The 18,993-nt window shown below is 66.6% G+C and carries 13 protein-coding genes and 1 tRNA gene; 4 read left to right on the top strand and 10 right to left on the bottom strand.

What is annotated here, in order from left to right; genetic code table 11:
* Position 1 precedes the first annotated feature (1 nt).
* Together mgtE and HMP09_RS12020 are read left to right on the top strand one after the other, a co-directional pair.
* On the top strand, positions 2-1,411 hold the full coding sequence (gene mgtE, locus HMP09_RS12015) for a magnesium transporter (RefSeq protein ID WP_176500560.1): 1,410 nt from the start codon (positions 2-4) through the stop codon (positions 1,409-1,411).
* Between the two features lie 31 nt (positions 1,412-1,442).
* Positions 1,443-1,847: a DUF1489 family protein gene (locus tag HMP09_RS12020; protein WP_176500561.1), complete on the top strand. Its 405-nt coding sequence runs from the start codon at positions 1,443-1,445 to the stop codon at positions 1,845-1,847.
* Between the two features lie 72 nt (positions 1,848-1,919).
* Here the strand turns inward: HMP09_RS12020 and HMP09_RS12025 are convergent, their stop codons facing one another.
* From HMP09_RS12025 to HMP09_RS12045, 5 genes are all read right to left on the bottom strand, one after another.
* A complete protein-coding gene (locus tag HMP09_RS12025; RefSeq protein ID WP_176500562.1) occupies positions 1,920-2,639 on the bottom strand; it encodes a GIN domain-containing protein in 720 nt (239 codons plus the stop codon).
* 150 nt (positions 2,640-2,789) lie between these two features.
* A complete protein-coding gene (locus tag HMP09_RS12030) occupies positions 2,790-4,151 on the bottom strand; it encodes a hypothetical protein (protein WP_176500563.1) in 1,362 nt (453 codons plus the stop codon).
* A gap of 267 nt (positions 4,152-4,418) precedes the next feature.
* Entirely contained in the window at positions 4,419-5,273 is an 855-nt protein-coding gene (locus HMP09_RS12035) for a Y-family DNA polymerase (RefSeq protein ID WP_232090212.1), read from the bottom strand.
* Positions 5,270-5,695 carry a LexA family protein gene (locus HMP09_RS12040; protein ID WP_176500564.1) on the bottom strand — a complete coding sequence of 142 codons (426 nt, stop codon included), beginning with the start codon at positions 5,693-5,695 and terminating at the stop codon, positions 5,270-5,272. Before HMP09_RS12040 ends, HMP09_RS12035 begins: the two co-directional genes overlap by 4 nt.
* 489 nt (positions 5,696-6,184) lie before the next feature.
* A tRNA-Thr gene (locus HMP09_RS12045) sits at positions 6,185-6,260 on the bottom strand.
* A gap of 134 nt (positions 6,261-6,394) precedes the next feature.
* Here HMP09_RS12045 and HMP09_RS12050 point away from each other — a divergent pair.
* Together HMP09_RS12050 and HMP09_RS12055 are read left to right on the top strand one after the other, a co-directional pair.
* Positions 6,395-7,561 (top strand): PAS domain-containing protein, encoded by a 1,167-nt coding sequence (locus HMP09_RS12050; protein WP_176500565.1) that lies wholly within the window; start codon positions 6,395-6,397, stop codon positions 7,559-7,561.
* Positions 7,562-7,637: 76 nt separating this feature from the next.
* On the top strand, positions 7,638-12,254 hold the full coding sequence (locus HMP09_RS12055) for an NAD-glutamate dehydrogenase (protein WP_176500566.1): 4,617 nt from the start codon (positions 7,638-7,640) through the stop codon (positions 12,252-12,254).
* Positions 12,255-12,412: 158 nt separating this feature from the next.
* On the opposite strand, the gene HMP09_RS12060 is transcribed toward HMP09_RS12055, so the two are convergent.
* The 5 genes from HMP09_RS12060 to cobT all read right to left on the bottom strand — a co-directional run bounded on the left by HMP09_RS12060 (position 12,413) and on the right by cobT (position 18,991).
* Complete coding sequence (locus tag HMP09_RS12060; RefSeq protein ID WP_176500567.1) at positions 12,413-13,537, bottom strand: PepSY-associated TM helix domain-containing protein; 1,125 nt, start codon at positions 13,535-13,537, stop codon at positions 12,413-12,415.
* Positions 13,538-13,636: 99 nt separating this feature from the next.
* Positions 13,637-14,320 (bottom strand): Fe2+-dependent dioxygenase, encoded by a 684-nt coding sequence (locus tag HMP09_RS12065; protein WP_176500568.1) that lies wholly within the window; start codon positions 14,318-14,320, stop codon positions 13,637-13,639.
* 57 nt (positions 14,321-14,377) lie between these two features.
* Entirely contained in the window at positions 14,378-16,846 is a 2,469-nt protein-coding gene (locus HMP09_RS12070) for a TonB-dependent receptor (RefSeq protein ID WP_176500569.1), read from the bottom strand.
* 71 nt (positions 16,847-16,917) lie between these two features.
* Positions 16,918-17,160: a ribbon-helix-helix domain-containing protein gene (locus HMP09_RS12075; protein ID WP_232090214.1), complete on the bottom strand. Its 243-nt coding sequence runs from the start codon at positions 17,158-17,160 to the stop codon at positions 16,918-16,920.
* Between the two features lie 7 nt (positions 17,161-17,167).
* Complete coding sequence (cobT, locus tag HMP09_RS12080) at positions 17,168-18,991, bottom strand: cobaltochelatase subunit CobT (RefSeq protein ID WP_176500571.1); 1,824 nt, start codon at positions 18,989-18,991, stop codon at positions 17,168-17,170.
* Positions 18,992-18,993 lie beyond the last annotated feature (2 nt).

Raw genomic sequence — 18,993 nt, forward strand, 5'->3', positions numbered from 1 at the left:
CATGAGCGAACTCGAGCTTCCCGAGCCCGAAACCGAGATCCAGCCCGAGACTCAGCTCGATCGCGACGACCATTTGCGCCCCGAATTCGTCCGTGCCGTCCTCGATGCGGTCGAGGCGGGCGACGACGAGACCGCGCGCGCGCTGGTTGAGCCGTTGCATCCGGCCGACATCGCCGATCTGTTCGAGCTGACCCCACAGGAGGATCGGGCGGCGCTCGCCCGCGCGGTCACCGACCTGCTCGGCGGCGACGTGTTCGCCGAGATGAACGATTACGTCCGCGAGGACCTGATCGACGCGCTCGAGCCGCACCAGGTCGCCGATCTGGCGTCCGAACTCGATACCGACGACGCGGTCGCGATCATCGAGGACATGGACGAGGACGAGCAGCGCGCGGTGTTGCGCGCGCTCGATCCGGACGACCGTGCGGCGATCGAGGAGGCGCTGAGCTACGCCGAGGAATCCGCCGGCCGCCTGATGCAGCGCGAGCTGATCGCGGTGCCCGAGCATTGGACTGTCGGCGACGCCATCGATTATTTGCGCGGTCACGAGGAGCTGACCACCGATTTCTGGGAGATCTTCGTCGTCGACCCTGCGCACAAGCCGATCGGCACGTGCCAGCTGTCGTGGATGCTGCGCACGCCGCGCGGAATCGCCATCGCCGACGTGATGAAGCGCGAACAGACGCTGATCCCGGTCGACATGGACCAGGAAGAGGTGGCGCTGCGCTTTCAGAAATATGCGCTGATCTCCGCCGCGGTCGTCGATCATGGGGGGCGGTTGGTGGGGATGATTACGGTCGATGATATTGTCCACATCATTTCGGAAGAGGCGGGGGAGGATACGTTGCGGCTGGCAGGGGCTGGCGACGGCGACATCAACGAGCCGATCCGGCTGACCGTGCGGACGCGCTTCATCTGGCTGGTGGTCAACCTGGGCACCGCGATGGTCGCGTCATCGGTCGTCGGGCTGTTCCAGGGGACGATCGCCAGTTTCGCGCTGCTCGCGGTGCTGATGCCGATCGTCTCGGGGATGGGCGGCAATGCGGGCACGCAGACGCTCGCGGTGGTGGTGCGTGCGCTGGCGACCAACCAGCTGACGAGTTCGAACACCGCGCGGATGATCGGCCGCGAATTCCGCATCGCCGCCGCAAACGGCGTGATGCTGGGGCTGCTGATCGGCTGCGGGACCTATGTGATCTTCCACAACCAGAATCTGTCGATCGTGATCGCCGCCGCGATGCTGACCAACAATCTCGTCGCGGGGCTCAGCGGCGTGCTGGTGCCGGTGACGCTGGACAAGTTCCGGATCGATCCCGCGGTGTCGTCGGCGGTGTTCGTGACGACGATGACCGACACGATGGGGTTCTTCTCATTCCTCGGATTGGCGTCATTATGGGGTCTGCACGGTTGATCGCAGCACTATAGCGCCCATTTCCAACGCCATGCCGCTCCATCTCACCAAAGTCGCGTTCGGCGCGGAAAGCGTCGACCACCTCGCCGAGCGCCTGCGCCTGCGCGGCGAGGAAGGGCCGGTGTTCCTCACCACGCGCTATCTCCCGAAGCGCCACGAGGAGGTCGCGGGCCAGGGCTCGATGTTCTGGATCCTGAAGCATCAGCTGATCGCCCGCTCGCCGATCCTGGGGTTCGGCGAGGCGGAGGAAGGCCGCGTCGCGATCCACATCGACCCGAAGCTGGTGCTGATCCAGGCCCGTCCCAAGCGTGCGCATCAAGGCTGGCGGTATCTCGAAGGTGCGGACGCCCCCCTCGACCTCGGGGGCGATGCGTCCGGGCTGGATGTGATGCCACCGGCGCTGATGACAAGGCTCGCCGAACTGGCGCTGATCTAGCGGCGCACGCCAGGCTGGAGATCTGGACAGGCCAGAGTTCTCGCCAGGCCAGAGTTCTCGTCAGGACCGGGCCTACGGAGCGGCTACGGTCTCCGGCTTACCGCACACGACCGTGCCGCCGGCCGGGGCATCCACGCGGCATTTCGCATGGCCCGCGACCGTTACCGTTCCCAGCCCGCTGTTCATCACCTGCGCGGTATAGCGTGCCGCCGCGTCGATCTCGCCGACGCCGTCGAGACGCACCATGAGGTCCTTCACATCCAGCGCGGATGCATCGATGGCGCCGGACCCGCTGGTCACCAACCGCGCCCGCCCGGCCTTGCCGGCGATGCTCATACGACCCGTGCCGATCACCGTCGCGTTCAGCTGATCGGTGTCCGCCGCCGCGAGCGCGAGACTGCCGGTGCCGCTGACCACAAGGTCCAACCGCATGCCGCGCATCCTCGCGATCGTAAGGCGACCGCCAGCGGCAACGCTGGCCGACGTCAATGCGGGCGTCGATACCGAGATGACGTTCGGACTCGCGCTATCGCCCCGTGGCCGTTCGCCCCAATCGCCGGAAGCCTTGCGAACCGACAATGTCGTCCCGTCGACCCGTACTACGACCCTGTCCTCCGCCCGCGCTCCGGTGATCGTGGCATGCGGTGGACCGATCGTGACACGAACCTCGAATGGCCCGTCGACGCGAATATGGTCGAAGCTGCCGATCGACACCGTCCGGGCCGTTGCCGGCGCTTGGCCAGGAAGTGCCGCCGACCACAGGATCAACAGCGGAACACAGAGATACTTCATACTCGCAACTCTCGCCGTCAAAGCACGCGTTCGCAAGTACATGGTGCGCTTGCCGAGGTCCCGCGGGATCTTTTCCGAGCCAAGACACGCTTCCGGAGTCCTCGCGTACCTGCGTAGTACGAACCAGATCGGTTAAAGTGCTTGACATCGTCACGCTCGTTTGGTACATAACAGGAACGATGAGGAATTGCGGGTCGGGCTGGATGGCCTGGCCGACGGGGCGGAGGGCCGGGACGGTTGGGGTGGAAGCCCCGGGCGTTGCCGGCCTCCTTGCGTTCTGGCGGGTCTGTTCATGAGAAAGCGGGGGCGCGGGAGATGGGCTTTCGAGGGGTGGGTGAGGCGGTTGGGACGGGCGCCGGCACGGGCACGGGCACGGGCACGGGCACCGGCACCGGCACCGGCACCGGTGTAGCGGCGGACGAGGCGCGAGGGACGCTGATCGCCGGGGGCCGGAACAGGGGCATCCAAATGCGGGCGCTGCGCCACGACGGATGGACCAAGCCGCGGCGGGCGCAATTTTTGCGGGTGCTGGGGATGACGTGCAACGTCAGGGCGGCGGCGGCGAGTGTCGGGCTGGTACCGAGCGGTGCGTATGCGCTGCGGCTGCGCGACCCGGTGTTTGCCGCATCCTGGGCGGCGGCGCTGGCGAGTGGCTATGATCGGCTCGAGGAGGCGCTGTTGGCGGCGGCGATCGCCGGGCTGAACGGCGACTGGGGGGATGAACCCCGTGAGGTCCAGCGCCTGCAGCCGCGCCTCCGCCTCGCGGAAGCGCTTCTCCACTTCCGCCTCGATGTCGGCCCGCCACGCGCGCTGGCGTCTGTCGCGCTCGCGCTCCGCCCGCAGAAGCGTTCTCCTGAGCCGTACTGCCCCCGCGGCCATCAGATCGCGCATCCTGGAAAGCCCCGCCGCGTGATCGGCGTTGATCGCGGACACCTCGGCGACCTGGCCGTCGAGCGAAGCCAGCAGATCCTCCGCCTTCGCCTTGGCGCTGCCGATGCCCGACGAGGCCAGCTTCGACGCCGGAAGCGCGGCGGCGACGTGACCGGCGGCGAGAAGGGTCCCCCCGAGCTTCAGGAATGCGGCGAAGTCCTCCGCTGGACGATGGACCTGATGGCCGGCGGAGAGCTCGAGCACGACGAACCCGGCATATGCCGCTGCCGCATCGCTTGCCCGCCCGGCCGCATGAAGACCCAGGACGAGCTGTCCCTCGGTCGATCCGCTCGGAGGCGGCGCGACGGTGGTCCTGCGGAACGAGTCCGCGGTGAGCCGTCCGAAACCGTCCGGGTCATCGAGCTTTGCACGTAACATGTCGAAGGCCGTGGCAAGCTGCCGACCGGTGATAGCTTGCTGCCTCGCCGGTATCTGCATCTCCCCGTGTTCGCTCGCGAGCATGTCGAGGAACGGCTTCCATGCGCCCTGCTCGCGATCGAGGTGATCGGACATAGTCCGTCGCGCGGCCCTCTCGATCGAGGGCAGCGTCCTGTAGCTGATGACATAGGCCACGGCGCTCATCGAGCGGTGGATCCGCGTTCGCTAGCGCCTCTTGTTCGGCCGCCCGCGCGCGTTCCGCCGTCGCAGCGATTGACCGGTTCGCGAGCATCGGCGCGAAGCATGTGACGTGGCCGCCAGATCGTCATGTCGTTCGAGCTTTCTTCGATCACCGGTTTCGCCATGGGATACGATGCCCTTCATCGGGTTCCAAGTGAAGGGCATGCAGTTCGGGTGCGGCGTCGAGGCGCCGTTCCCCTGCCTTCCGCGCGCTCCCGCCGTCGCCTTCCTTCACTGGGACCGGCACCGTCCTGTTCTCGCGGGAAACCGACACTTTCGGGGCCGGGTTGGATCAATCGGAGCCGCCGTTTGAAACCGGAGTGCCGTCGGTCCGCTAACCGCCATACCCTTCCGCCGGGGCGCAACGGACTCGACAGCGTCCGACGGCACGCCGCGCAGTTCGGCGACCAGCCGCTCGAGCACAACCGTGCCGACGGCGCGCGCCTGTTTCATCGGCATGTCGCGCAGCGCGCCGGCCGTGTGGACGCCGAGCCCGGTCAGCTTTCTCGCGGTGGCGCCGCCAACGCCCCAGACGTCTGCGACAGCGAAGCCGTCCATGACCTGTCGGCGAACGGCTTCATCGCGCAGATCCGCGACACCCTCGAATCGGACGTCCTTCTTGGCCGCGGCGTTCGCCAGCTTTGCCAATGTCTTTGTTTCGGCGATGCCGACGCAGGTCGGTATCGTCGTCCACAGACGAACCTGCTCCCGCATCGCATGCGCGTGGTCGACAAGGTCCCTGCCCTCGAAGCCTGCGAGATCCAGGAAGGTCTCGTCGATCGAATATATCTCGAAGTCGCGCGCGAAGGGTTCACAGGCGGCGATTACGCGCCGCTGCATGTCACCATACAAAGTGTAGTTCGAGGAGAGGACGCGGATACCGTGCCGGCGGACCACATCGCGCAGGTGGTGGATCGGATCGCCCATCTTGATGCCAAGCGCCTTGGCTTCGGCCGAGCGGGCGATAGCACACCCGTCATTGTTCGACAGCACAATGACGGGCACGCCGACGAGGCTGGCATCGAACGCCCGTTCACAGCTGACGTAATAGTTGTTGCAGTCGATCAGCGCGATGGGCGCGGTCATGGCACCTTGCGCGCCACGCCGACGACGACGCCCCAGATCTCGACATATTCGTCGACGAGGATGTGAGGGAAGCCCTCGGCTTCGGGCACGAGCCAGTGGCGCCCATTTATATGCCGAAGCCGTTTCAGCGTCCGCTCGCCGTGCACCAGCGCTACGACGATTGCCCCGGCCTTGGGTCGCTTGGCACGGTTCACGACGATCAGATCACCGTCGTTGATCCCGGCGCCAGCCATTGATCGCCCTTCGACCCGCATGATGTAGCTGGCGGCAGGGTGCTCCACGAGCCAGGCGCCGAGATCGATCGGCTCCTCCATGTCGTCCTGCGCCGGTGACGGAAACCCGGCCGGCGTGTGACACAGGAAGAACGGGACCTCGCGCGGCAACAATGCGAACGGTATTTCGTGGAGCCTCAAGCTGCTCATGGGACGATTCCTTCTCCGGCAAGCCCTTTAGACCGCAAGAACATAAAGTGAACAATGATTCTTGTGGCGAGGCGGTCACGGGGTTAGGGCGCGGCCCGAAGCGAGCGATCGCAGTGGCAATTGATAGACGCGGCGCCAGCTGCGCAGGAGAGCAAGCGTGGTTACGGACGAGGATCGGCGTTACTATGAGCGTCGCGCGGAGATGGAACTCGAGATGGCCGCCGGGACAGACGATCCTAATGCGTGCGCGAGCCACTACACATTGGCAAATCTATATCTGGCGCTCGTATTCGACGATGACGCGCAGGTAGCATCCTAGGGAATCACAGGGCTTTGGTCGCGTGAACCACAGATGCCGTGACCGAAGCAGCTGCCGACCGCGGTACCGGAAAGCGGGCTTGCGATACCACCGCGATACCAAAACTCAGAATTACCGAAGCTTCAGGCAAGAGAGCGCCTGAAAAAGCCATGCATTTCAACGATTTAAGGTGGTGCCGCTTACAGGACTCGAACCTGTGACCCCCGCATTACGAATGCGATGCTCTACCAGCTGAGCTAAAGCGGCCCGACGACGGATGTATCCGGTCGAGGGGGCGGCAACTACCAGCGGTTTTGCGGGCTGACAAGCGGTTTGCGAGTTTACCCGGTGTTTACCAAGCGCGGTGCAGAAGTAGGGCGACGATACGGGGATCTTTGGGCATGACGACGGCGCGCAGCGTAGACGACGGACGCGCATCGGGCGCGGAGACGGTGGCGCTCGCGGCGGCTGCGGCACGGACCAGGGCCGACGCCGGCATGCGCGATTCGACCGATGCGGGCGTCAACGACGTGATGTTCGATCTCGGCGGCGACGAGCGGCGGATGCACGTGCGTGCCTATAATCACTGGGTGTCGCTGCTGAAGGATCGCCCCTACCCGTCGATCGCCGATCTCGAGCCCGAGACGATCACCGATTTCGGCCCGCACAGCGTGCTGCTCGATTTCAGTCACGGCATGGGCGACCCCAGGATCGCGTATCTGGGGCGTGCGCTGCGCGAGGAATGTGGGCTGGAAGGGCCGATCGCGACGATCGCCGACGTGCCGAGCCGGTCGCTGCTGTCGCGGCTGACCGATCACTATCTCCAGATCATCGCCAATCGCGCGCCGATCGGCTTCGAGGCGGAATTCGTCAGCAGCCGGGGGCGGACGACGCTGTACCGCGGGATCCTCATGCCGTTCGCGTCGGGCCCCTTTGCGTCGGGTGGGGTGACGATCGACTTCATCTACGGCGTGATCAACTGGAAGGAACTCGCGGACGCCGACCTTCAGGCGACTCTGTCGGCCGAGTTGGATGCCGCTGTCCAAGCGACTCCGTTTGGCGCAGGCGCGACCGCGCAGGTGTGGGCCGATGGGCCGAGCGGGGGCTTCGATGTCATGCCTGCCGAGCCGTCACCCGCAGCCTCGCAGGCGCCCGTGCTGGGCGATCCTTTGCCCGCCGACTATATGCTCGTCGGGCCGCTCGGCGAGCACATCGCAATCGCGCGTGAGAGTGCCGCGCAACTCCGTGCGGCCGAAGCGCGCAGTCGTGCGGCGCTCCACCGGGCGCTCGGGCACGCGCACGACCTTGCGGTATCGGCCGAGCACGATGCCGACGAGTTCGCAGCGATACTCTCCGCGGCCTGCCTGCAGGATGGGACGAACGCGATGATGCAGATCGTCACGCTGGTCTTTGGCGCCAATTTCGAGGCGCCCCGGCTGGAGACGTTCGCGGCGGTGCTGCGGCACGCCCAGCGGCATCAGGTGCCAGCGGGTGGTCTGGCGAGCTTTCTGGGCGGTTTCGACGGCGATCTTGCTGCAATCGCAGCCGCCGAACGATCGGCATATTAGGTGCACCGCAGCATAATTCTTCGCACCTGCCACAAGGGTTGAGATAGGCGAACGGGGGGCGCATAGGCCCTGACCTATGGCGAACCAATCGTTGAACACGCTCACCGAAACCCTTGCGGGCCGGTTGACCGAACGGGCCCTTCCGGGCGAACTCAAGGACTTCGGTGCGAGCGAGGTCTCACAAGCCGCGGCGTTCGTCGCCGCGACCGCCGCGCACCGCGACGACGGTGCGCCGGCGATCGCGATCGAGCCGATCAGCGCGGACGACACGCGCCGCCGCATGCGGCTGGCTATTGTCAACGACGACATGCCGTTCCTGGTCGATTCGATCGCGGCGGCGATCGGTGCGCAGGACATCGCGGTCGATCGGATCATCCACCCCGTGGTTCGCACGACGCGAGCGCCCGATGGCAAGCTGCATGCGATCGACGCGGACGGCCAAGGCTCGGGTCGCCCCGAATCGATGATCTATCTCGAGATGGAGCGTGCCGATGCGCGTGACCGTCGCGGGCTGATCGAGGATCTGACCGCGGTGCTGGCCGACGTCCGCGCGGCGGTGACCGATTGGCGCGCGATGCAAGCCGCGCTCGACGACGATATCGCCAAGCTACCCGAGGGCGAAGGCGCTGCGCTGTTGCAGTGGTTCCTGAACGGCCATCTGACCCTGCTCGGTCACCAGATCTGGCATCGGGACGGGAGTGGCCACGCCGCGCTGGGTATCGCGCGCAACGACCACCGCGTGCCGATCCTCGCCGAAGCCTCGCGTGCACTGGCGATCCAATGGTTCGAGGACGGCAACGATGCGCCGCTGCTGCTGAAGTCGAATCTGATCTCGACGGTGCACCGCGCCGTCCCGCTCGACCTGGTTGTCGTGCCGGTGATGGAAGGCGCTACGGTCGCAGGGTTGTCGATATATAGCGGGTTATGGACCAGCGCCGCGCTCGCCGCGATGCCGCGCGACGTGCCGGTGTTGCGCACGCGCCTCGCCGCGATGAAGGCGAAGTTCGGATTCGATCCGCGCGGTCATGCCGGCAAGGCGCTGACGCACGCGTTCACTGCGCTGCCGCACGACCTGGTGATCGCGTTCGCGCCCGATGCGCTGGAGGACCTCGCGCTCACCGCGATGAGCCTCGCGGATCGGCCGCGACCGGCGCTCGTGCTCGTCGAATCGGCGCTGGGCCGGCATTTGTTCGGGTTCGTCTGGCTGCCGCGCGACGACGTCACCACCAGCCGCCGCGTCGCGATCGGCGACATGCTGGCGGAGGCGGCGAATGCCAGCGTGCTGAACTGGTCGATCGCGCTCGAGGACGGAGAGGTCGCGATGATTCGCTACACGCTCGACCTGCGCGGCGATGGCCGGATGCCCGACGTCGCGCCGCTTGCGCTGCGGTTGCAGCGGATGGTGCGCGGTTGGGTGTCGGACGTCGAGGCCGCCTTGGTCGAGACGTTGCCGCCAGCGCGCGCCGCGCGCCTCGCGCTCAAATGGGCTGCCGCGTTCCCGCAGAACTACCGCAACCTCAGCACGCCCGCCGAGGCGGCCGAGGATATCCAGCGGATTGCCGCGCTAGCCGATACCGATGGACGCGGCGTGCGTCTCGTTCCGGGCGAAGCCGGCGCCGATCCGCAGCTCAAGATCTACAAGCTGGGTGGTGCACTGCCGCTGTCGGACGCTGTGCCGGTGCTCGAGAATTTCGGCTTCCGCGTGATCGGCGAGCTCCCGACGCGGTTGCGCGACGACAGCGTGCCCTTCGTGCATGATTTCGTGCTGGAGGCGAATGCCGCGGCGCAACAGAGCGACGCCAGCGTCCTCGAGGGCGCGATCGCTGCAGTGCTGGAAGGCGCGGCCGAGAACGACGCGTTCAATCGGCTGATCGTCGAACTCGGCATGCGTCCCGAGGCCATCGTGCTGTTCCGTGCGTGGTTCCGGTATCTGCGTCAGGCGGGGCTTCCGTACGGCCTGACCACCGTGGTCGACGCGTTGCGGCGTGCACCGAAGGTCGCCGCCGCGCTGATCGCGCGCTTCACCGCGGTGCATCATCCGGAGCATCCGGGCAATGCGATCGAAGCGGACCAGGCGATCGAGAGCGGGCTCGACGCGGTGTCGGCGATCGACGATGACCGCATCCTGCGTGCGTATCGCAACCTGATCGCGGCGACCTTGCGCACCAACGCGTTTGCACCCGCCGCGTCAGAAGCGCTCGCGTTCAAGCTCGACAGCCATCTGATCCCCGGCCTCCCCGCGCCCGTGCCGTGGCGTGAAGTGTGGGTCTATTCGCCGCGCGTCGAGGGCATCCATCTGCGTGCCGGCCCGGTCGCGCGTGGCGGCTTACGCTGGTCCGATCGTCGCGACGATTTCCGTACCGAGATCCTCGGGCTAATGAAGGCGCAGCGCGTCAAGAACGCGGTCATCGTGCCGACCGGCGCGAAGGGTGGCTTCTATCCCAAGCAATTGCCCGCCCCGTCGAACCGCGACGCATGGCTCGCCGAGGGCACCGAGAGCTATCGGATCTTCATCCGCACCTTGCTGTCGATCACCGATAACATCGTCGAGGGCAAGGTCGTCCATCCGGACGGCGTGACGATCCTCGACGGCGAGGACCCATATTTCGTCGTCGCTGCGGACAAGGGTACGGCGACGTTCAGCGACGTGGCCAACGCGCTCGCGCTCGAACGCGGCTATTGGCTGGGCGACGCGTTCGCGAGCGGCGGCTCGGTCGGCTACGACCACAAGGCGATGGGCATCACGGCAAAGGGCGCATGGCTCAGCGTCCAGCGACATTTCGCTGAGCGTGGTCTCGACGTGCAGAGCGAGAGCATCACCGTCGTCGGCTGCGGCGACATGTCGGGCGACGTGTTCGGCAACGGCATGCTGTTGTCGAAGACGCTGAAGGTCATCGCGGCGTTCGATCACCGCCACATCTTCCTCGATCCCGATCCCGATCCGGCGGCGAGCTGGATCGAGCGCAACCGCATGTTCGCGCTGCCGCGGTCGAGCTGGGCGGATTACGACGCGACGCTGATCTCGAAGGGCGGCGGCGTGTTAGCGCGCACCGACAAGATCGTGAAACTGTCGCCGGAGGTGCAGGCTGCGCTCGGCGTGACGGCGAGCGAGATGGAACCGACCGCGCTGATCTCGGCGATCGTGAAGGCGCCGGCCGACCTGCTCTGGTTCGGCGGCATCGGCACCTATGTGAAGGCGGCGTCGGAAGCGAACGTCGCGGTCGGCGATCCGGCCAACGACCGGTTGCGCGTCAATGCCGAGGATCTGCGCGTGATCGCGATCGGCGAAGGCGCCAATTTGGGCGTAACGCAGGCCGCGCGCATCGCGTTTTCGGCGCGCGGCGGGCGGATCAACACCGACTTCATCGACAATTCGGCGGGCGTCGACTGCTCGGATAACGAGGTCAACATCAAGATCGCGCTCAACCGCGAGATGATCGAAGGCCGCCTTGGGTACGAGGATCGCAACACGCTCCTCGCCAGCATGACCGACGACGTCGCGCACCTCGTGCTGGAGGACAACCGCCTCCAGACGCTGGCGCTGTCGATCGCCGAGGCGGATGGCGCGGTGGCGATGCCGAGCTATGTCCGCGTCATCGAGATTTTCGAGGGTGCCGGGCGGCTCGACCGGGCGGTCGAAGGACTCGCCTCGAACGACATCCTGCTGCGTCGCGGCCAGGACGGGTTAGGGCTGACCCGGCCTGAGCTCGCCGTGCTGCTGGCGACCGCCAAGCTCGGGTTGCAGGACGCCATCGAGCATGGCGACATCGCCAAGGACGACGCGCTGAAGCCCGACCTCCACGCCGCCTTCCCCGCGGCGATGCGCGACCGGTTTGCGACCGCGATCGACGAGCACCGGCTGCGGCCCGAGATCGTCGCGACCAAGCTCGCCAACCGGATCGTCAACCGATTGGGCATCCTCTACCCGTTCGAACTGGCGGAAGAGGAAGGCGCGGCGATGGGCGATATCGCGGCGATGTTCGTCGTCGCCGAGCGCCTGTTCGATCTGCCGGCCCTGTGGGCGGAGATCGAAACGGCCGTCATGCCGGAGGCGGCGCGGATCGCGCTGTTCGACGAGGTTGCGGTGGCGACGCGCTCGCAGATCGCCGATCTGTTGCGTGTCTCGGCACCGGGGACGGCACCGGGCGACGTACTCGCGCGGCTGGCGAAGGGCATCACGCAGCTCGACAGCCAGACTGCGGCGCTGCTGCTCGAAGAGGCCAGTGCGCAGAGCAGCCGTATCGCGGGTCAGCTCGAAGCGGTCGGTGCACCAAGCGATCTGGTGCGGAAGGTGGTGCGGCTGTTCGAGATGGACGGCGCGGTCGGGCTGGCTGATCTCGGCGCGCGGATGGCGCTCGACGAGGCAGTCCTCACGCGCGCGTTCACGCATCTCGGGCAGGCGCTCGGGCTCGACTGGGCGCAGGCGAACGCGGCGCGGATCAGCCCGACCGATCCGTGGGAGCGCCTCCTGATCGCCGGCCTTGCGCGCGATTTCCAGCAGTTGCGGCTCGAATTCCTCGCGCGCCGCGGGGCGCAGGATCCGCAAGGTGCGGTCGAGGCCTGGCTGACCGCGAACGCCACGCGCGTGGCGCAGTTCAAGGCGGTCATCGACCGCGCGCGGCATGCAGCCGTCCCGAACGCGGCGATGCTGGCGCAGATCGCCGGCCAAGCACGCGTGCTGCTGGGGCGGTAACTGCTATCCCTCTCCCCTGCGGGGAGAGGGAGCGGCCCGCGCGCTCTTGCGCGTGGGAGGGTGAGGGGCATGAGGCTCGGGACGCGAACCCCAAAGCCCCTCACCCTCCCGTCGCCTACGGCTCATCCTTCCCTCTTCCCCGAGGGGAGAGGGACAGGTTACGCCCGCCGTGCCGCCAGCTCAGCCTTCCACTTGCGCGCACGCCACCACATGATCACCCCGGTAACCGCCAGCACCGCCGGCAAGATCCCGCCGAGGAAGATGATCGCCTGCCACAGCACCCCCATGTCGGTGCCATCGTGGATCCGCCGCATCCACCGCGCCACGCCCCCCTGAGGCCGGGCCGGTGCCGCGGTCGCGCCGCCGGTGTCGTCCGCCACCTTCACCCCGATCGGCGCGCCGCCACCCTGGCCCCTGCCCTGGAACGTCACCGTCCAGTCCGCACTGAGATCGGTCGGCCAAGTCACGCTTCGCAACGGCACGTTGTCGACGATAGCCCGCGCCTTACCGATCACCACCGCCAGCGGCTGCGCGGGCCTGGCCAGCGGCCGTGCGCGCATCATCGCGCCGCGATCGAGCCCGCCTCTCGGCCGCGACGGCTCGCCCGCGATCATGCCGAAGACCTGTGGGAACGCGATCCAGGCGCCGGTCAGCGACAGGACGAACAACGGAAGCGCGATCCAGAAGCCGAACAGATGATGGAGGTTGGTCTCGACGTCGCGGTGCCGCCTGAAGCGGAAGCCACGCGTCCATTTGCCGACCGTCGGCCACCACAGCCACAGTCCGGTACAGCACGACACCATCATCGCCACGCCGATCCAGCCGACGATCGAGCGGCCGATGCCCGGCAGTTGCAGGCTCCCGTGCAGCACGTGGAGGAACCGGACGAGCCCGCCGGTCGACGGCGACACCTCGAGCACGCGCGCGGTGGGCGGATCGAGATACACCATCGTGCGCCGCGGTGGTCCCGGTCGGACTGGCGCGCCGGCGGCGCTGGCAGGGCTCGCGGCAACGATCACCGGGCCACCGTCCCCGGGCACCGTCAACGACGCGATCCGCTCGCCATGCTTCAGCGCCGCGCGCGCCGCCGCGACATAGCTGTCGGGCGCGACCAGCGTGCTGCCCGTGACCGCATAGCGCGCCGGATCGACGATCCGGTCGAGCGCATCATGCCACACCAGCGCCGCGCCGCTCAACGACAATGGAATGACCAGAATCGCCAGCACCAGCCCGACCCACTTGTGGACCTGGAACCACGCCCGTCGCATCGCCAACTTGCTCATCACATTCCCCCGCGCCGACCGCGTGCATGAGCGGCGTGCTTGAGTCCATCCACACACACCCGTCATCCTGACGAAAGTCAGGATGACGGGTGTGCGGGATCAAGCGTCGGCCCAGCGGCGCAGAAGATTATGGTACACGCTGGTCAGCCGCACCGTCGCCGGATCGCCCTGGCCCTGCGCCGCCGCGACCGCCTGCACGCCTTGGTCGAGATCGAACAGGATCCGCCGCGCGCCGTCGTCGCGCACCATCGACTGCAACCAGAAGAACGACGCGGTGCGGACCCCGCGCGTGACCGGCGTCACCCGGTGCAGGCTCGAGGCCGGGTACAGCACCATATGCCCGGCGGGCAGCTTGACCGATTGCGGACCGAACTGATCCTCGATCACCAGCTCGCCGCCGTCATAGGTTGCGGGATCGTCGAGAAAGAGCGTTGCAGACAGGTCGCTGCGGATGCGGAAATCGGTGCCGCGCTTCATCCGGATCGCGTTGTCGACGTGCAGCCCGAAATCCTGTCCGCCGGCGTAGCGGTTGAACAGCGGCGGAAACACTTTGAGCGGCAGCGCTGCCGCGACGAACAGCGCCGACCGGCCAAGCGCATCGAGGACCATCCCGCCAGCCTCGTGCGCGGCCGCCGAGTCCTCGGGCAGTTGTTCGTTCCGCTTGGCGAGCGCGCTTTGCGGTCCCGACGTGGCATTGCCGTCGATCCAGTCGGCGTGGTCGATCAGCGCGCGAACACGGGCGACGCCGGCAGCATCGAGGACGTCGGGGATCGCGATCAACATGGCATCACCCTAGATTGCGGTGGCGATACCGGCAAACCGCCCGCACCGCCGCCAGGCTTACAGGCTGTAGAACACAGTCAGCCGCACCGACCGCGCCTCGCCCGGCGTCGCCCAGCCGTTGTTGCGGATGCCGGTGTAATATTTCTTGTTGGTAAAGTTCTGCACGTTCACCTGTGCCGTCAGCCCCTTGCCGACCGTGTAGGACAGGAAGGCGCGGTGCGTCAGATAGTCCGCAGAGTGGAATACCGGCGTCAGGGTCGTCGTCGGCGCAAGCGGCGTCGCCAGCGCGCTTTGATTCAAGCCGAACGCGCCTTGATAGGTCAGGCCGTAGCCGAGCTGCAGCCCGAACGGCAGCGTGTAGGTCGTGAACAGGCTGCCCGAATGCTTCGGCGTATTGGCAAGCTCCTGCCCCGCCTGCGTATCGAGGATCGCGGCCGAGTTGCCACAGGGGTTGGTCGTCGTCGTGACTGCGCCGACGGTCGTAGGGACCGGACCCGGGTTGGCGAGACAGAAGTTGGAGACGCTCTGGATGACCTTCGCCTTCAGATACGTGTAGTTGGCGAAGATCGAGAAGGCGTGCGAGATGCTGCCGCTCGCGCCCAGCGCGATGCCGTCGACGCGCGAACGGCCGTCGTTGACGCCGAGCGTCGTGACGATCGGGTCATTCGTGGCGACGCGGTAGTTGGTGCGCTCGTTGCGGAACACGGCCGCGGTCAGTTGCAGCTTGCGCGCGAACAGGTCGGCCTTCGCGCCAAGCTCGTAGTTCACCGCCTTTTCCGGCTTCACGTCGCACGGGTCCAACTGGCCCGCGGGTGCATTGATCAACGTACCGCAGCCGAGCCGGACGGTCGCAGACGTCGGCGTGGTCGCGTTGCCGTAGGACGCATACAGGCTGACCGTCTCGATCGGCTTGAAGTTGATCCCGCCGCGGTACGAGAACAGCGTTTCGTCGCTGGTCTGGTTCAGGCCGCGCGCATAGGTGCCGAGCGTCGCGTCGGGCACGACCGAGAAGGTGTCGGCGCGGAAGCGGCCCTTGGCATGTTCATAGCGCAGGCCGAAATTGACTTCGATCTGCGGGATCACCTTGATCGTGTCGAACGCGTAGACCGCGACGTTGCTGGTCGTGCCTTGCGAACGGCCGGCCTGGATGAAGTTGAACGCACCCGTATAGTCGGTGTTCGGGCTGGCGAGGTTGATCGGCGGCTGCGCGACGGTCGCACCGGTGGCGGTACGCAACGTGTTGCCGGTGACGATGGTGTAATCCTCCTGCGAGACCGACGCGCCGAGGACCAGCGTGTGCTCGAGCCCGGCGGTATCAAAGACCGAGCGGAGATCGGTCTGGTTATAGAGGATCTGGTTCTCTTGGTTCCGGACGAAACCGCGCGGGCCGCTCGGATAATAGGAACCGGGCGTGGCCTGGCCCGCCGCACAGGTAAGTGGCGTGGTCGCGACGTTCGTAAGCGGCAGGGGCTGGAACCCGGTCGACAGGCAGAACACGCCCTGCGGCGCGCTGGTCAGCGAGTCCTGCTGGACGCGCTGCCACCGGCTCAGATTGCGGATCGAAACCTTGTCGGAAAAGCTGTGGCTGACGGTGGCCGTCGCCTGGTCGACGGTGATGTCCTGCTTGTCGAGATTCCGTATGCCGTAATAGGCCGAATTGTCCGCACCCGGCAGCGGCCCATCGTTCACCGCATTGCGGAAATACGGCACGCCGTAGACGGGGACGTTTTCGTCCTCCTGATGCAGATATTGCAGCGTGAGGCTGGTCGGCCCTTCGACGCCGACGATCAGCGACGGCGCGACGGCCCAGCGCTTGTTGCTTTCCACGTCGCGACCGGGAATGTCGTTCTTGTGCGCGACCGCATTCAGGCGGACCGCGACGAGGTCACTGACCCGGACGTTCGAGTCGAGCGTTGTGCGATAGTAATCGTCCGTGCCGACGCCGCCCGACACGACCGTCAGCGTCTCCGCCTGCGGGCGCTTGGTAATGAGGTTGATCGTGCCGCCGACCGATCCGCCGCCGCCGAATACGCTGTTCGCGCCGTTATAGACCTCGACCTGTTGCAGGTTGAACGTCTCGCTGCGGCTATACTGCGCGCTGTCGCGGACGCCGTCGATCGTGATGTCGTTATTGGCCGAATAACCGCGCAGGTTGATGCTGTCGCCATAGCCCCCGCCGCCTTCGCCCGCGCCGAAGGTGATGCCGGGGATCGTCTGCAGCACGTCGCGAAGAGTCAGCAGATTCTGTTTGCGGATCGTCTGGTCGCCGATGATCGTGACCGTCTGCGTGGTGTCAAGCAGGCTGCGCGTGGCCTTGGGGCTTTCAAGCGTGGTCGCGGGCACGTGCTTGCCGTTGACGACGATGTCGTCACGCACGAGCTGCTTTTCCTGATCGGTCGCCGCGTGAACCTTGGCCGCGTCCGCCGGGCGATCGGTCGCATAAGCCGGTGCGCTGGCGATGAATCCTACGCAGGACAGCGCGAGAAATGCAGGCGCCGAAGACGAACGCGACGAGTGACCAGACATGCGAAACCCCTTATTGTTGCGGGCTCGCTATTGAGAGTCGTTCTCACTGTCAATGCTATTGCGACTAATTCTCATGCGCTATTCGAGAACAGCCACGATCTCAATGCGCTAGCCAGATTGGGGGGATCATCGGCGCGGATGCGAATCGCGTCGATCTCGGCCACGAGTGCGGACAACGGCAGAGCAAGGCGCACGGCCGCCGTTTCGAGCGCCTGCCAGAAGACGGGCTCGAGGCTAATCGAGGTCTGGTGACCCGCGATGGTGATCGAGCGCTTGACGGGGCCGTGAAAGCCGCCGGCTGGCGCCTCGATCACGCGGCGCTCACTCGGTGTCGAACAGCGATGCGAGCTGTTCGATGATCGTCCCGCCAAGCTGCTCGACATCCATGATCGTCACCGCGCGCGCATAATAGCGGGTCACGTCATGGCCGATGCCGATCGCGACGAGCTCGACCGGCGACTTGGTCTCGATCCAGCCGATCACCTGGCGCAGATGGCGTTCGAGATACGACCCCGAGTTCACGCTCAGCGTCGAATCGTCGACCGGCGCGCCGTCGCTGATCACCATCAGGATGCGGCGTTCCTCGGGTCGCGCGACGAGGCGGGCATGCGCCCACATCAATGCCTCGCCGTCGATATTCTCCTTCAGCAACCCCTCGCGCATCATCAGCCCAAGCGAGTTGCGCGCGCGCCGCCACGGTTCGTCGGCGCGCTTGTAGACGATGTGGCGTATGTCGTTGAGCCGCCCCGGCTGCGGCGGTCGCCCCGCGGCCAGCCACGTCTCGCGGCTCTGCCCGCCCTTCCAGGCGCGCGTCGTAAAGCCGAGGATCTCGGTCTTCACGCCGCACCGCTCCAGCGTCCGCGCGAGGATGTCAGCGCTGATCGCCGCGATCGAGATCGGCCGTCCGCGCATCGACCCCGAATTGTCGATCAGCAGCGTGACGACAGTGTCGCGAAAATCGGTCTCGCGTTCGGATTTGTAGCTGAGCGACAAGGTCGGGTTGACGATCACGCGGGCGAGGCGCGCTGCGTCGAGGATACCCTCCTCCTGATCGAAGTCCCAAGACCGAGACTGCTGCGCCATCAGCCGGCGCTGCAAACGGTTGGCGAGCTTTGACACCGCCGATTGCAGATGCACCAGCTGCTGGTCGAGATAGCCGCGCAACCGGGCCAGTTCGTCGGCATCGCACAATTCGGTCGCGGCGATCACCTCGTCGAACTGCGTCGTCCACGGCTTATAGTCGAACGCGCCGCCCATGTCCGCGAACGGACGGTTGGGGCGGACCGGCTGCATCCCCTCCTCGCCGTCGTCGCCGGGCTCGCCGTCGATGTCGTCCATCGACTCGTCGCTCTGCTCCTGACCGTCGCTTTCCTCGTTCTGCTGCTCGGACTGTTCGCCGCGCGCCTCGACTTCGCCCTGGCCGTCCTCGCCCTGGTCGTCGCCTTCGTCACCCTCGTCCTGCTGCTGCTCGTCGGTGCCCTCGTCCTCCGAGCCGCCTTCGTCGCTTTCCTCGGGGACTTGGTCGCCCTCGACCAGCTCCAGCTCCTGCAGCATTTTCCGCGCAAGACCCTGGAACGCCTTCTGGTCGTCGAGCGCGAACGCCAGCGCGTCGAGATCGGTCTTGCTCTCGATCCACTCACGCACCAGCCCGAGCCCGGGCGCGGCGATGGCCGGCGATTCCTGCCCGGTCAGCCGCTCGCGCACCATCAGACCAAGTGCGGTCGACAGCGGCACCTCGTCACGATTGCGCGCGCGTGTGATCGGATCGGCCCGCAGCCGAACGTCGAGCGCGCTGTTCAGATTGTCCGAAATTCCCAGATAGCCGCGCCCGCCGAGCGCCTCGACCCGTGCGGTCTCGACCGAATCGAACACCGCCCGCGCCACCGCCTCGACCGGTGCCGCACGGTTATGCAACGCGATGTCGTGATGCTTCAGGCGCAGCGCGAACCCGTCTGCAAACCCGCGCGCCTCGGCGACCTGCTCGATCGGAAGGGCACGCGCAGGCATCGGCACCTTGATGTGCTTGCCCGACTGCACGGGAGCATCGGCGGTGAAGGCCAGCTCGACCTCCGGCTCTTCCGAGATCGCGCGCGCCGTGCCGGCGAGAACCGCCTTGAACCGATCGAGAGGCGTTTCGTTCGCCAAAG

The sequence above is a fragment of the Sphingomonas sp. HMP9 genome (assembly GCF_013374115.1).
GTDB lineage: Bacteria > Pseudomonadota > Alphaproteobacteria > Sphingomonadales > Sphingomonadaceae > Sphingomonas.